A 14,189-nucleotide genomic window follows, 5' to 3' on the forward strand; every position below is an offset into this window, starting at 1 on the left:
CACCGCCCGCTGAGGGCTCAGCGGCCCCTCGCGCTCCAGCAACGCCTGCAGATCGATGCCCTCGACGATCGGCATCACGAGGTAGAGCTGGCCGTCGATCTCGCCGGTGTCATAGATGTGGATGATGTGCGGTGCGGCCAACCGCGCGGCGGCGTGGGCCTCGCGTCGAAACCGGTCCCGATAGCCGGGTTCGGCACCCAACTCGGTGGGTAGCACCTTGATGGCGACATCCCGACCGATCACGGTGTCATAGCCCTTGTATACCTTGCCCATGCCGCCTTCGCCGATGAGCGAGAGCAGCCGATAACGTCCGAAGGTCACCTCAGCCATGGACAGGTCTCCGTTGCCGTGCCCGGTGGGACATCGAAAACAGTTGCCATTGAAGGTGATACATCCGCTAGTAGAGGTAGACCCTGGCGCCGTTGCCGCCGGTGCAGGTGATCCACGGATCGTTGCCTTCCACGGCGCAGGTCATGACGAAGTCGTCTCCGGAACAGGGAAACGACGTCGGCGCGTTCGCCCGGACACTCGGGCACGTGGCTTTGCTGCCGGCGATGACCTGGCGCGAATCGCGGCTGGGAGAGGGATAGGCGTTCCAGTACGCGATCAACACGTTGTACGCAAACACGCAGGACGTCTTGTCCGTGCCGCGCGCCGAATTGCTCGCCCACCCGGACTGACTCGGGTGGTGAAACCCGTTGGGACAGCTTTCACCGTAGGAGTCGGGGGTCTGCACCATGGGCGGGGGCACCGATACGGCCGGCGGAGTCCATGACGGTGGCGCGGCGGCATAGGAATATGAGGGCGAAGTCTCGGTGGCCGACGACGTCGCCGGGGTGCTGGCGGGTGAGTAGTTGTCGCTGTTGGTCAGCGCCACCATGATGACAACCAGCACGGCCACCACCAAAGCGGCCAGGCCAACACCGATCCATACCCCGGTCTTCGATGGGGCCGACCCGCCCTGCGGGGGCGACCACGCGGGCGTCGGTGGTAGGGACTGAGCGGCCGCTGCTGGTGGCCGGGATTGGGCGGCCGCTCTCGTTGGCCGGGAGTGCACGACGGGTGTGGGTGGTGGTTCGAGGGCGACGGTGGGTGCGGCTGTTGTTGCGGCGGTGGTTTTTTTGTGGTGTTGGGCTTCTTCGATGGCGTGGCCGAGGACGTAGGTCCAGGCTTCGGGCAGGGGGCGTCGTTCGGGTTGGTTGGTCAGGGTGTCGGTGATGATTTGGCGCAGCAGGCTCGGGGTGGTGGGGGGCAGGTGTTGGGGGTTTTTGGTGTCTTGGTCGCCGGCGAGCAGGCGCAGGGCGAGCAGGCCGAGTTTGTAGGTGTCGGAGTAGAGGGTGGCCAGTTCTTCGCCGGGGGGGACGTCCCAGCCGGGGGTTTCCATTTGGGGTAGTGCGGAGATGGTGTTGATGCGCATGGCGTCGCAGTCGATGAAGAAGACGCCGGGGTGGGGGGTGAGGGTGAACAGCAGGTTTTTGGGGGAGATGTCGCCGACGCAGACGCCGTGTTTGTGCAGGAATGCCAGTCCGGAGGCGACTTCGCGCAGCAGCGAATAGCGTTGGGCGTCATCGAGGTCGATGCCGCGGGCGGCCAGTACCGAGGAGTGGTTGAGCAGGTGTTGGAATTCGGCGGTGGAGGACGAGGCGCCCTTGGCGGTGTTGAGCTCGACGAAGAACGCGGCGGGGATGGCCGGCATCACGAATCCGGTTGTGGTGCCGTCGTCTTCGACCAGGGCACACGGCCAGGCCGCCATCGAGACCAGCCGTTCGGCCTCGGCGTAGGACAGCGAGTCTTCCACCAGGGCGGGCATGGCCGCCAGCGCCGTGAAATCGATCTCGCTCAGCGTTTGGGCCTTGTACTCCTTGTAGACCATCGAATCGGCGAACTTCGTCTTGACGTTGGGAGCCCGATAGACCACGCCCTGCCCACCCTGGCCAATCTTGCTCAGCGCACCCAACTTACCGCGCTCGATCAGCTGTCGTGCCATGGCAGAACTCCCTCGCCGGTCAAGAAGCCGGGCCGTCGCGGCGGCGCCGCGGTCTCTGGCGGAACCTGTTTTCGAGGCCATACCGCCACCAAAGTCCGGTCGTCGTCGAATGTTTCGCGGCTGAAGTCCACGGCATGGGCGAATTCGATCAGCGAGGGCGGACACGGTCTGGTCAACACATCGCGGAAAAGGTTGCCCACTCCGCCCTGCCCCGAACCGAGTGGATCGCCGATTCCGTCCGTGGCGATCAGCAGAACCTCGTCGCCTGTGATGTCGACCTCCACGGCGGTCACTTCCGTTGCGACGCGAGGCAATCCGACCACCGCCGACGACGTGATCCCGGATTCCGGCTCGGCCTTGCCGCCCAGGACTTGTGTGAACCGCCCCGATGACAGCAGCCAGGCCGCCGAATCACCCGCACCCACCAGGTAAGCACGCAGGGCGCCGGGACCAACGGGCTCGATGACCGCGCACATCAGGGTGGTGGCGAGCTGCTCCTCGGCGCGAACGGGGTCCGGCTCGGCAAGCCCGAGAAGCGTTTGGGCACGCTCGTTGAGCGCCCAGGCGGTGCTCTTGAGCAGGCCGACCCAGTCGGTAGCGGCGAGGTTCGCACCGAGGTTGGTGTGCAGCCACTCGGCCGCCTGCCGCGTGGCGGTGCTGGCACCGATGTGCGATTGCGGCGCGCCCGAAACCCCGTCGGCGACAAGGGCGATCACGCGTCCGCCGGGCAGGTGGTGCAACGCGAAATCGTCCTGCCGCGGTGCGCCGTTGTAGCGGTGCAGATGGCCTCGCAGCGACGCCCCCCGCAGGGTGATGGCGTCGGTGGACCACCCGTCTACCACCACGTCGGGGCGAAACGGCAACGAGCGGTAGTCCGCGGTGATCGTCGCCGGTTCGACCCGGGGCGAGGGTCTGCCCACGACGAGCTGCGGGATGACGGTGGGGCCGACGACTTCGGAAACTGCCGCAGCCTCGCCGGTCGATGGGCCGGCGCGGACCACGGTCGAATCGCCAGGCGGCGCGTGCGATTCGAAATTGGGCAGCGCAAGCGGCGCCGTGGGATCCTCGTTGGGCGGCACCGCTGCTCTTCGCCGTCGCTTGAAGGGGACCATGAGCAGCCGACCCGGTCGGGTTTAGACGACGTCCACGGCGAGGGTGAAGCCTTCGGGTTTTTCGAATTGCAGTTCGGCCGAGCCGGAGGCGAGGGCCTGTCCAGAGCTGATCACCGATTGGGTCAATGAGGTGAGGAATTCGGAGATGGCCGCGCCAGTGTCGACGCCGCGGGCGGCCACGAACGCGAAATGCGGCTTGGTGGCCAGCTCGGCGACGGTGCCGGCGTCGGCGTCGCCGATACCGAAGGCCAAGATGTTGGGGGCGGCGGGTTGGGTGAGCAGATGCGCCCGTACCGCGCGCCAGTCTTCGTTGCCGTTGGGCAGCCCGTCGGTCAGGAAGAACACCGCCGGGCGGTGCACGGTGTAGCCCTGGGCTTTGAGGCTGGGCACATCGACGCTGATGCGGTAGGCGAGTTGGTCGAAGGCCGCCGCGTAGGAGGTCAGGCTTTGGGCCGTCAGCACCGGCATGCCTTGCAAAAATCGCAAATCGGCGGGCTCGAGGTAGGTAAAGGCGGTATCGGAAAAGCCGATCACGGACAGCCGGATCTTGGCCGCGGCAAACGACTCCCGCTGCAGGGCGTCGTGTAAGGAGGCCAGGCCCTCGTTGAGCTCATCGATATTGCGGCCCATTGAGCCCGACTCGTCGGCCACGAAATAGACCAGAAGAATTGATCCTTTAGGCTCCACCATTGGACACCTCCTCATATCGATTGATTGGGCCAACCAGCCCAACGACCGAACCGGCCGTCAAAGTGTACTGCCGAATACTCACAATCAACACCACCTTTCGTGCATTAGCCGTTGACGGCCGCCTGGCCATGACATTGACCCGCCGGCAGCATTGCGATCCGCTTGTTCAGCCAATCGCCGATCTTGGTGATATCCGCCGTGCCATCGGAGAACGACCCCGAAGCGGGTTCCACGGCCATCGCGACCACGCTCACGGCGCCGGACGCATGAGTGAGGAAGCCGAATTGCCGAACCAGATACCTGCCTTCCTCGGATGGCCCCCAACCGCCCTTGAATTCAGCGTTGGGAATGTCGCCCAATCCCCATCGTTGGTCTGGCTCGATTTGGCCCATCAGCGCGCGCACCGGGGCGTCCCGCTCGTCGCACGCCGCGAAGGCGGCAAAGCGAACTTGAGCGGTCAAGGACCACAATGTTTGCCCGAACGCGGTGAACTGGGGGCGAATTCTCCGCGACTCGACCGTGGTGTGGTCGTCCGCCTCGACGAGCACCCGTTCAACGGTATGAGCGGCGGTGGCCGGATCGCCCAACCCTTCCCAGATCGATTCGGCCGCCGCGTTGTCGGAGTTGACGATGGCGGCCCGCATCGCATCGGTGATTTCAGCGGAGTGATCTTCACGCAGGGCGGCAATGACCAATGGGACCTTGATGGTCGACCAGGCCGGACCGATTGTCCATTCCCCCAACGTCACGGGGGAGGCCGCGATGCCCGCGGGCGCGATCATCAGTCCGATCCGCCCGTCGATGGCGCTTTGCAGCCGGGCGAAGTCGGCCGTCAACAGACCAACGTCGGGCCCGCTGGGCGGGGTGCCGGTCGCCGGAGGCGGCGGCTGCGCCGCCGTGGCGGGAGCGGGAGTTGCAACCGGGGGTGGCGGATTCGGGTGACGCGGCGCAACCAGCCCGCTCAACGTGACGACAACGATGCTCGCGCCGACGACGATCACGGCGCCCAAGGTTGCGCCAATGGCCATGCGGCGTCGGTTTCTTCGGGCGGGCATGGCAGTCGTCAACGTCCGCACGGCGTGTCGAAGGCTTTGGCCGCCGCCATCCGGCGCACCGAGGCTTCGATGTTGGGCAGGCTCAATTCCCCGGCGTTCAGCGCCGATACCAACCGGTTGAGTACCGCCGGAACCGCGGTGGTGCTCACCCACAGCGCGGTGTCGTTTCCGGCCTGCAGCGCTTTCAGCACCGCCTCGGCGATCCCGTAGCGATCGGTGATCGCCCGCATGCTCGACAGGTCGTCGGTGAACACCGGGCCGTCGAATGGGGGCCCACCGTAGTCTTTTCCGTTGCGCAACAACGCGATCGCGGACTCGCTGAGGCTGGCGGGATCGCTGCCGGTCAGGCCGGGAACCTGCATGTGGCCGATCATCACCCCGACCGGCGCCTGGGTCACCAGCGTCCGGTAAGGCACCAGGTCGACGTCCTGCATCTCGTCCAGCGGTGGGGTCACCACCCCGGTTGCATGCGAGTCGCCCGACGCGTGGCCGTGCCCGGGAAAGTGCTTGAGCACCGGCAACACCCCGGCGTCGCGCAGGCCGCGCGCGTAGGCGCCCGCGTACTTCGTCACCAAAGCGGGGTTGTCACTGAACGACCGGTCGCCGATCACGGTGTCGTCGGGTGCGTCGGTGACGTCGACGACCGGGGCGAAATCGATGGTGATGCCGAGCCGGCGCATTTTGCGGCCGCGGTCCAGCGCCAGCTGGTAGGTCTGTTCGGCCGTCTCGTTCTGCGCCAGAGAGCGCGCCGACGGCGCTTTCCCCAGAAGCGATGGCGCGGACAACCTTTCGACGCGGCCACCCTCCTCGTCGACGCTGACCGCCAGGCCCAGCGGGCCCGCGGAGGCGGCGATCTCGGTGAGTGAGCGGTCCGTCAGCATCGACAGGTCGGTCCAGCTGGCGATGAAGATGCCTCCGACGTGCTGGTTGGCGACGACGGCGCGGGCGTCGGCCGCATCGGTCACCCCGACCATCAGCAGTTGCGCGAGCTTGTCCCGGTTCGACATCGTCGCCAGCAACCGCGTTGTGTCGCACCCGGGCGGCGTAGGGGAGGCGGGGGCCGCACCCGCGCTGGGCGCCGCCGACGTCGGCGTCGACGCGGTGTGCTGGCCGCGGCCCAGCCGAAGTCCCACGATCACACCACCGGCGACGATGGCGACGGCCACGGCGCAGGCGGCGACGATGGTGGCGCGCCGGCGGGACCGGAGTGGTCGCGGCGACGATTCGTCCCGCGTGGCTGCCGTCGCGGCCGGAGGCATATCGCGCTGTTGCATCTGAGCGTGATCGATTGGCGTATCGGTGAATTCGTGTCGACCATCGATTCCCTGACCCGTGTCGTTGGAGCGACGGCGGGGGAGGCTGTGCTTGTGCGGCCGGCTACTTGTCATCCGAATCGCCCATCAGTGTTGGTGCTCGGTGCTTCCCCGGCCGGAATGCGTCTTGCTGATGCGCTCGGCGAAGCAATGATCGTCGTCAAGGTTGTGGAAGAAGCACCACCGCAGCGCGTTGCTGGGGGTGCTGGAGGGAACCGGCACGATCGTCACCCAGAAGTTCGGCTTGTCGTAGTTGGACCAGTCGCTGGACCACAGCAGCTTCGCGCCGTATTGCTGGCGGAGGCGAAGGTGTTCTTGCAGGATGAGGGCGTTGTCATACACGACGCCGTCATCGGGGGTGCCCGGTTGCTTGGTACTGAGTTGGGGGACCCACTGGTCGGCAAGTTGCGCGAGAATATAGGGCTCGTCTTCAGCGGCGAGTTGCTGCAGCTGCTGCAAGGGGTCTGCCGGAGGCGCGGGCGTGGAGGTGGTTGCGGGTTCCGTGGCGCCGGCCGGGTACGTCGCCGTGTTGGTCTGTGTGGTAGCGGCCGAACTGTTGGTGTTGGTATTGCGGAGCGCGGCCACCAGCACGACCGCGACAACCACCGCGATGACGACCGCGGCGCCGAGGAGCGCGACGGGCCAGAGGTTGGTCTTCGCCGGCGGTGCCGCACTGATCGGGGGCGGCATTGAAGTGACCATCGGGCCGGAATGCGCGGCGGCGACCGGCGGTCGGGAGGTGGCGTTGCGTCCGCTCGGTCGACTGTGGACGACGGGTGTGGGTGGTGGTTCGAGGGCGACGGTGGGTGCGGCTGTTGTTGCGGCGGTGGTTTTTTTGTGGTGTTGGGCTTCTTCGATGGCGTGGCCGAGGACGTAGGTCCAGGCTTCGGTTAGGGGGCGTCGTTCGGGTTGGTTGGTCAGGGTGTCGGTGATGATTTGGCGCAGCAGGCTCGGGGTGGTGGGGGGCAGGTGTTGGGGGTTTTTGGTGTCTTGGTCGCCGGCGAGCAGGCGCAGGGCGAGCAGGCCGAGTTTGTAGGTGTCGGAGTAGAGGGTGGCCAGTTCTTCGCCGGGGGGGACGTCCCAGCCGGGGGTTTCCATTTGGGGTAGTGCGGAGATGGTGTTGATGCGCATGGCGTCGCAGTCGATGAAGAAGACGCCGGGGTGGGGGGTGAGGGTGAACAGCAGGTTTTTGGGGGAGATGTCGCCGACGCAGACGCCGTGTTTGTGCAGGAATGCCAGTCCGGAGGCGACTTCGCGCAGCAGCGAATAGCGTTGGGCGTCATCGAGGTCGATGCCGCGGGCGGCCAGTACCGAGGAGTGGTTGAGCAGGTGTTGGAATTCGGCGGTGGAGGACGAGGCGCCCTTGGCGGTGTTGAGCTCGACGAAGAACGCGGCGGGGATGGCCGGCATCACGAATCCGGTTGTGGTGCCGTCGTCTTCGACCAGGGCACACGGCCAGGCCGCCATCGAGACCAGCCGTTCGGCCTCGGCGTAGGACAGCGAGTCTTCCACCAGGGCGGGCATGGCCGCCAGCGCGGTGAAATCGATCTCGCCCAGCGTTTGGGCCTTGTACTCCTTGTAGACCATCGAATCGGCGAACTTCGTCTTGACGTTGGGAGCCCGATAGACCACGCCCTGCCCACCCTGGCCAATCTTGCTCAGCGCACCCAACTTACCGCGCTCGATCACCTGCCGCGCCATCGCCGACCTCCCACGCCACCAGCCTTCTCAGAAGGAATCGAAGTTTTCAGCGGCCATGGCCATGCCGTGACCGGTCGTGTCGTTGATAAAGCGAGCCCAGCCGCCGCTGGTGACTATCGTCCAGCCGCTGGATCGATAGGTCCCGCCGGAGAGTTGCTGTGCACCGGTGGCAGAGGCCATATCTGGGGGATGCTTGTCGACGTTGCCCTGCGTGTCGACGGCGACGGCCGGCGCCGGATCAGTACACGTGTACGCGTTGGTGATCACCGCGCCGGGGACACACGTTTGGCACGTGACCTGTTGAACGGTGACCTGACAGATCTTGCCCGACGGCGTCGCGAAGTACTGAGATGTCGGGGTTGCACTCGACGTCGGTGCGGGCGATGGGGTTTGCCCGGGCGCCGGGGCGCCTTGCGCGGGCAACACCGCGGGAGCCGGCGCGGGTTGCGCGCCGGGAGTTTGGGACGAGTGCGACCGTGTCAGCAGGACGTAGCCGGTGACGCCGATGATGCCCAGCAGAACCGCGAAGGCCGCGCCGAGCGCGGTGACCAACGCCGTGCGGCGCTGCCGCTGCGGCGCCGAGGCGGCCCGCATGTCCGTATGCCATTGCCGGCCATCCCAATACTTCAGGCCGGGCTTACCGCTCGGGTCCGGGTACCAGTCGGGCGCCCGCGGTGGAGTCGTCATGGTCCTTCTCCCCTCGCGATGATGGGGACTGCCCGTGATCGCGCGGGTTGGTCGTTGCTGCCGTGTGTCGGCGTCAGGGCAACCGTGCCCCGAACGGCTTGGAGGATTCTTGGCGAGCGCACCCGAAATCGATCGTTGTCGATGACGATGAAACGCGCGTGCCTATTCGCCATGGCATGCCAATTTCATCGCGAGGTAGAGACCGAACGGCGCGCCGTGCATTCAAGCCTCCCAAAGCGAAAGCCCACGTAAGCTGCAAGCACGATACCGCCGGGCCGGTGTCCCCGCAGCCGATCTCCGTCGGCATTCATCAGCATGCCGACACCGAGTGTTGAGGCCTTCGTATATTGGCCCTCAGCGCAAACTTGCAGGGATGGCGCCAGCAACGGCCGTTCGCCAAACGAACGACAAGTCAAGCCGTTTTGCGAAAGGGCTGAGATGAGGCAAATTGCACTGTCGGGACTTTGCTTCGCCGTGCTCGCCGGCGCGCCACCGGCCGGCGCCGATCCCACCGCGGGCCACGATGCGAAGGTCAACGTCCGCACGCCATCAATGCTTTGCGAGATCGGCTCCGACGACGCAGATCCGGGGATCGGCCCCAATGTCATCTGCCAGGGATCCTTTGCCCAAGCCCCGGGCGACGATCAAGCCTTTGTCACCGCCTCAGGCCAATTCAGCTACCGAGGCGCAAACATCGGCGTTGGCTACAGCCACGCTCCCTTCGAAACCCTCGAACCCGGGCAGACTTATCAGATCCAGGGCTGGACGGTCGTGGCGCGCGACGACGGCATTCGCTTCACGCATGGCGGCACCGGGCACGGCATGTTGATCCGCAGCGATACCACCGTCAATTCGTTCTGAGACGCAAACGGCGCGTCACCTGGCCGGCAATTTGAGCACCCGTTTGTTGCCAGAGTCAGTGACGTAGACATTTCCGGCCCCATCCACCGCCACACCCCGCGGAGACTTCAGGCCCGTGAAAGGCAGCACGGTCCGGGCGCTCGAGTCCGCCGCCAGTTTGACGACTCTGTTGTTGTTGTCGTCGGCGACATAGATGTTGCCGGCGCTGTCCACCGCGAGACCTTCCGGAAATTTGAGGCCCTTGAGAGGCAGCACGGTCTGGGTGTTCGAGCCGGCCGCCACCTTCAAGACCCGTCCGTCGACGATTCCCATGTCGGTGACGTAGAGGTTGCCTGCGCCGTCCACGGCGACACCGCCGGCGAGGACAGGGTCGGCGAACCGCACCTCGGTCGGGGTGCTCGAGCCCGCGGCCAGCTTCATCACACGGCCGCGGTCGATGACATAAATGTTGCCGGCACTGTCCACGGCCACGTCAAGGGGGAGATCGAGGTTGCTGAACGGCACCACGGTCGGCGTGTTCGAGCCTGCCGTTAGCTTCAACAGGCGGCCGTTGCCGCAATCGTTCTTCGGGCAGGTGGAGTAGCTGGTGACGTAAAGGTTGCCGGTGCCGTCCACCGCCACGCCCGTGGGCACGAAGAGATCGGTGAAGGGCAGTTCGGTCGAGTTGCCCGACCCCGCCGCGAGCGTCTGCACTCGATTGCCGGCGGCATCGGCGACGTAGAGGTTGCCGCCCGCATCCACCGCGACACCGGCGACGCTTTTCAGGCCCGTGAACGGCAGCACGACCTGTGCGGGCGGTGCAGGGGCTTGTGCGGGCGGCGCGGAAGCCGGTCCGGAGCGTGCCGGCGCGTGGGAAGCCGCGTGGCATGCGCCGGCCCCGAGGGTCAGGGCAATGATCGCCGCGACGATCAGCGCCAACTTCACCGGCCGGCGTCGCCAGTGCTGCATTCCGTCAGCCGTCAGCACGCCCTTCTCGCGCCACCGGGTCGACATGGGCAGCCAGGATGCATGCGGCGCGCCGTGGCCCATCATGGCGCCGTGCTCGTCGTCTCTGTGGGCTGGACAGACTGCAGCGTGGACGTCGTTGGGCTCACTCCGGATACCTCGTTCTTCTGGTGGATGATCCCTGCGATGAGCGCCAGCAGAGCGATGATCATGACCAAAGTCGCCATGCCGACGACAATCCACACTCCGGGTCTGGACGACGTCGGTGGGCTTGGTGATGGCGCCCATACGGGTGGCGTCGGGTTGAGTGGTGGCCCGTAACAGGCTGCCGGCGCCAGCGGCGGGGAATGCGCGGGTGGCGTCACCGGTCGGGCTTGCACGGTGGCTGTCGGCCGCGACTGCACGACGGGGGTCGGGGGCGGATCGAGCGCGATGCCGGCCGCGGATGTCGGTGCCACTGCCGCCTTCTTGCGGCGTTGGGCTGCTTCGATGGCGTGGCCCAGGATGTAGGTCCAAGCTTCTGGCAGTGGGCGCCGTTCTGGTTCGTTGTTCAGTGTGTCGGTGATGATCTGGCGCAGCAGGCTCGGTGTGGTCGGCGGCAGATGTTGGGGGTTTTTGGTGTCTTGATCGCCGGCCAGCAATCGCAGGGCCACCAAGCCCAATTTGTAGGCGTCGGAATAGATCGTCGCCAGTTCCTCGCCGGAGGGGACGCTCCAGCCGGGAGTTTCCATCTGAGGCAATGCCGAGACGGCGTCGATGCGCATGGCGTCGCAGTCGATGAAGAAAACCGCCGCCCGCGGTTCCAACGAGAACAACAGGTTTTTCGGTGAGATGTCTCCGACGCAGACGCCGTGTTGGTGCAGGAATGCCAGCCCGGAGGCGACCTCGTGCAGCAGTGAATACCGTTGGGCCTCATCCATGTCGATGCCGCGGGCTGCTAGCACCGACGAGTGGTTGAGCAAGTGCTGAAGCTCCGCGGTGGAAGACGCCACGCCCTTGGCCGTGCGGAGCTGCACGAAGAACCGCTCGGGGATTGCGGGCATCACGAACCCCGTTGGTGTGCCCTTCTCTTCGACCAGGGCGCACGGCCAGGCGGCAATCGAAACTAACCGTTCGGCTTGGCGGTAGGACAGCGAGTCCTCGACCAGGGTGCGCATCGAGGCCAGTGCGGCGAAGTCGATCTCGGCACGGGTGTGGGCCTTGTATTCCTTGTAGACCATCGAGTCGGCGAACTTGCTCTTGACCTTCGGAGCACCGTAGACCACACCCTGACCGCCCTGACCGATCTTGGTCAGTGCGCCCAGCTTTTCGCGTGGGACCACTTGCGCTGTCACGGCGAACCTTCCACGCGACGAGAGGCCAGCGGGGCTCTCAGCAGACTGCGTACTTTGAGTCGTCATCCTCTTCCTCCGCTGGGAAGATGTCCAGCGTCGAGCTGTCCGGACCGCGCGGGTGGATCAGGGCACGGGCGCGGCAATTCTGACGCACCCACCTTGGCGGATTCTTGACGCTGCGCGCGTGCCGGTGCGCCGTGGCGACCCGCGATCGCGTACCCCGTGTCGGGCGGCGAACAGCTCATTGAGAATGTTCCAAGCGGCGAGCTTCATCCTCACTGGGCCGGCCACCGACGTCGGCGGAGATAGGAAGCCCGACAATGCATCAGCCGTTGCGCGACCAGCGGTCCACGACTCGACACGAGAGCGGTCGGGTCGCCACCCGGACGAGCGGGATCGTGCTCGGCGGGCGACGCCCGCCGGCTCGCCGCGATCGGCGTCGCCGGACGCCGCTGGCAGCATATGCGGATCGTATTGAGAAGCGGACGGCCCGCCTTTTTGCGCTCGGGGCGGGACTGTTGGCTGTCATGGTTTCGACGGCCGCACCTGCGGCGGCCGCCCATATCGACCTTGCGGTGGGCATGCCGATCGAAATCGGCAATCACAGCTGCTCCCTCGGGTTCTTTGGTTTCAACGCCCGCCAGGACCGCCTCGCGGTGACCGCGGGTCATTGCTCGGATGCCGCGGCCAACCAGCCGGTCTTCGCGGACAACGGGGTGCAGATCGGGGTGGTGGTCGCCTGGAAGCAAGACCTCCAGAACGACGCGGGCAAGTTGGTCGGCGCCCGTGGATACACGATCATCGCTGTGTACAAACGCTTTTCGCTGGAGCCGTTCTTTTCCGGCATCAGGGCCTCCATCAGTGAGGGTGACTACGTGACCAAGTTTGGTGAGCGCACCGGCAAAACCAACGGCGTCATCAAATCCGTCAAGTACGACGCCAAGCGGCCTGATCTGGCGTTGCTGTCGTCCAACATGGTGCAACTGCCCGGCGACTCCGGCTGCCCTTGGTACACGAGCGATGATGCGTTGGTCGGGATGGGTTCGAGCGGTGATCAGGAACAGTTAGGTGGCGACGCCGGCAGCCAGGCTCAACCGATCGGGGCGGTAATCGACATGATTCGCGCAAACGGAAATGTTTGGGGCGAAGACTTCAAGGTTTGGACACAGTAGGCGGGTGCTGGAAATGGCTGAACCGTCTGTGATTTCGGGCATAGCAGAAGCGGTCCTTGCCGATCGCTCCGGTGGAGACAATAATTACCCGCACCCAACACCGAGGTTAGCTTCTCCATTCTCGGCTCATCGGGTGCGGTTGAACGAATGGAGGCTCGACTGATGACGACACCCGCGGGCTGGTATGACGACCCCGAGGATTCGAAGGCGCAGCGCTACTGGGACGGTCAGGATTGGACGCCGCACCGACAGCGAAAGACTGTTGCACAGCCGGCGCCCCCGCCGGTGATGTCCTCGCCTCCGATACCCGAGCCGGCCGCGTCCATGCCGACGCCACCGCAGGGTCCGCCACCTCCTTTGCCGCCTCCGCCGCCGCCGCCGCCGAATCAACCGGCCCAGTGGCCGCCTCCGGGCCAGCAGGCGGTCGGACAGTCACCGAAACGGTCCATCAATCCGATCGTCGTCATCGGGGTGATTGCGGTCGTCATTGTGTTGGCTGTTGGTGGATTCCTTGGATACAAGCAATTCTTCAAGAGCGGTCCCAGCTCGCCCGAGGACCAGATCAGGTCGGTCGTCCAACGCGAGGTTCAGGCATGGAACAATTCCGATTTTTCATACAATCCGGAGTTGTACTGCAAAGCAAACTCTTCCCAAGACCAAGCCGGGCAAAAAGAGGGACGCGAGCTCAGGACTCAAGCCGGAAAGATGTCGGTGTCGGTGGACAGCATTCACCTGACCGGTGACCAGGCCACCGTCGATGTCACCGTGAAATTTCAGAACGCGCCAGGTAAAACCGCGCCGTCTACCATGCAATTCGTCAAGGAGGACGGGCGTTGGAAGGACTGCACTCCTCCGGATTCGTCCGGCGATTGATGATCAATCGAGGGGCGCGACCATCCGGACACCGCCCTTTTTGTGTACGCGCCACCGAGGATCCTGCCCGCCCCCGGGTAGCTCCAGGCACGCGGAGTGGCCGCTTTCGCTATTCGCATTGTCCGCTAGCTTGTTTCGGTCTGGCTACGCGTCTCCGGAACCGCCCGCGCGACCACGCAATCGTCGCCGCCGCCCAGCAGAAGAGACTCGCCAGAAGCCAATTACTCGCAAACGTCGCTGATGGTTGACGCCCGCGCTATTCTCGCTTTCGCGGGTGCAGTTCAGTCAACCGGGAGGATCTGCCCATGACGACACCCAACCAGCCCGGCTGGTACGACGACCCACAAGATTCAAACGCGCAGCGTTACTGGGACGGTCAAGACTGGACGCCAGTTGAGACCCCGATAAGGCCGGAAGCGCCAGGAACACGGCGCGGGCGCCGCACGATCACGACGAACT

The 14,189-nt window shown here is 65.5% G+C and carries 13 protein-coding genes and 1 pseudogene; 4 read left to right on the plus strand and 10 right to left on the minus strand.

Features of this window, described 5'->3' with window-relative positions; translation table 11 throughout:
* The 8 genes from A5673_RS11865 to A5673_RS11900 all read right to left on the minus strand — a co-directional run.
* A partial coding sequence (locus tag A5673_RS11865; protein WP_156748114.1) for a protein kinase occupies positions 1-330 on the minus strand: 330 nt, incomplete at its 3' end.
* A gap of 67 nt (positions 331-397) precedes the next feature.
* Positions 398-1,987 carry a hypothetical protein gene (locus tag A5673_RS11870; RefSeq protein ID WP_068231787.1) on the minus strand — a complete coding sequence of 530 codons (1,590 nt, stop codon included), beginning with the start codon at positions 1,985-1,987 and terminating at the stop codon, positions 398-400.
* On the minus strand, positions 1,972-3,066 hold the full coding sequence (locus A5673_RS11875) for a protein phosphatase 2C domain-containing protein (protein ID WP_068231791.1): 1,095 nt from the start codon (positions 3,064-3,066) through the stop codon (positions 1,972-1,974). The genes A5673_RS11870 and A5673_RS11875 overlap by 16 nt, the downstream gene beginning before the upstream one ends.
* Before the next feature lie 54 nt (positions 3,067-3,120).
* Positions 3,121-3,789 carry a hypothetical protein gene (locus A5673_RS11880; RefSeq protein ID WP_068231794.1) on the minus strand — a complete coding sequence of 223 codons (669 nt, stop codon included), beginning with the start codon at positions 3,787-3,789 and terminating at the stop codon, positions 3,121-3,123.
* Positions 3,790-3,893: 104 nt separating this feature from the next.
* On the minus strand, positions 3,894-4,790 hold the full coding sequence (locus tag A5673_RS11885) for a hypothetical protein (protein ID WP_231971021.1): 897 nt from the start codon (positions 4,788-4,790) through the stop codon (positions 3,894-3,896).
* A gap of 62 nt (positions 4,791-4,852) precedes the next feature.
* Positions 4,853-6,103, minus strand: a complete 1,251-nt coding sequence (locus A5673_RS11890; RefSeq protein WP_082958684.1) for a glycoside hydrolase family 3 N-terminal domain-containing protein — start codon at positions 6,101-6,103, stop codon at positions 4,853-4,855.
* A gap of 141 nt (positions 6,104-6,244) precedes the next feature.
* Complete coding sequence (locus tag A5673_RS11895) at positions 6,245-7,858, minus strand: protein kinase family protein (RefSeq protein ID WP_068231800.1); 1,614 nt, start codon at positions 7,856-7,858, stop codon at positions 6,245-6,247.
* A 27-nt stretch (positions 7,859-7,885) separates the two neighbouring features.
* Positions 7,886-8,545, minus strand: coding sequence for a DUF2510 domain-containing protein (locus A5673_RS11900; protein ID WP_082958685.1), 660 nt, complete (start codon positions 8,543-8,545; stop codon positions 7,886-7,888).
* 438 nt (positions 8,546-8,983) lie between these two features.
* Between A5673_RS11900 and A5673_RS11905 the strand changes: the two genes are divergently transcribed.
* Positions 8,984-9,406, plus strand: coding sequence for a hypothetical protein (locus A5673_RS11905; RefSeq protein WP_156748116.1), 423 nt, complete (start codon positions 8,984-8,986; stop codon positions 9,404-9,406).
* Positions 9,407-9,427: 21 nt separating this feature from the next.
* Here the strand turns inward: A5673_RS11905 and A5673_RS30600 are convergent.
* Both A5673_RS30600 and A5673_RS29520 read right to left on the minus strand, forming a co-directional pair.
* Positions 9,428-9,916 (minus strand): annotated as a pseudogene (locus A5673_RS30600) (SMP-30/gluconolactonase/LRE family protein); the annotation flags it as partial.
* 518 nt (positions 9,917-10,434) lie between these two features.
* A complete protein-coding gene (locus A5673_RS29520) occupies positions 10,435-11,685 on the minus strand; it encodes a hypothetical protein (protein WP_231971022.1) in 1,251 nt (416 codons plus the stop codon).
* Between the two features lie 320 nt (positions 11,686-12,005).
* On the opposite strand from A5673_RS29520, the gene A5673_RS11920 reads away from it, so the two are divergent.
* The 3 genes from A5673_RS11920 to A5673_RS30605 all read left to right on the plus strand — a co-directional run.
* The gene (locus A5673_RS11920) at positions 12,006-12,857 is read left to right on the plus strand and encodes a S1 family peptidase (protein WP_231971023.1); all 852 of its coding nucleotides are present in this window, start codon (positions 12,006-12,008) and stop codon (positions 12,855-12,857) included.
* 162 nt (positions 12,858-13,019) lie between these two features.
* A complete protein-coding gene (locus A5673_RS11925; RefSeq protein ID WP_197518359.1) occupies positions 13,020-13,730 on the plus strand; it encodes a DUF2510 domain-containing protein in 711 nt (236 codons plus the stop codon).
* A 305-nt stretch (positions 13,731-14,035) separates the two neighbouring features.
* The coding region (locus A5673_RS30605) for a DUF2510 domain-containing protein (RefSeq protein ID WP_156748118.1) at positions 14,036-14,189 on the plus strand (154 nt) is incomplete at its 3' end.

The organism is Mycobacterium sp. E3198 (assembly GCF_001667015.1).
GTDB lineage: Bacteria > Actinomycetota > Actinomycetes > Mycobacteriales > Mycobacteriaceae > Mycobacterium.

Excerpts from the sequence above, each read along its gene's own strand:
- A5673_RS11870 (WP_068231787.1), bottom strand. The coding sequence starts at position 1,987 with ATGGCACGACAGCTGATCGAGCGCGGTAAGTTGGGTGCGCTGAGCAAG.
- A5673_RS11880 (WP_068231794.1), bottom strand. The coding sequence starts at position 3,789 with ATGGTGGAGCCTAAAGGATCAATTCTTCTGGTCTATTTCGTGGCCGAC.
- A5673_RS11890 (WP_082958684.1), bottom strand. The coding sequence starts at position 6,103 with ATGCCTCCGGCCGCGACGGCAGCCACGCGGGACGAATCGTCGCCGCGA.
- A5673_RS11895 (WP_068231800.1), bottom strand. The coding sequence starts at position 7,858 with ATGGCGCGGCAGGTGATCGAGCGCGGTAAGTTGGGTGCGCTGAGCAAG.
- A5673_RS11900 (WP_082958685.1), bottom strand. The coding sequence starts at position 8,545 with ATGACGACTCCACCGCGGGCGCCCGACTGGTACCCGGACCCGAGCGGT.
- A5673_RS11905 (WP_156748116.1), top strand. The coding sequence starts at position 8,984 with ATGAGGCAAATTGCACTGTCGGGACTTTGCTTCGCCGTGCTCGCCGGC.
- A5673_RS11920 (WP_231971023.1), top strand. The coding sequence starts at position 12,006 with ATGCATCAGCCGTTGCGCGACCAGCGGTCCACGACTCGACACGAGAGC.
- A5673_RS11925 (WP_197518359.1), top strand. The coding sequence starts at position 13,020 with ATGACGACACCCGCGGGCTGGTATGACGACCCCGAGGATTCGAAGGCG.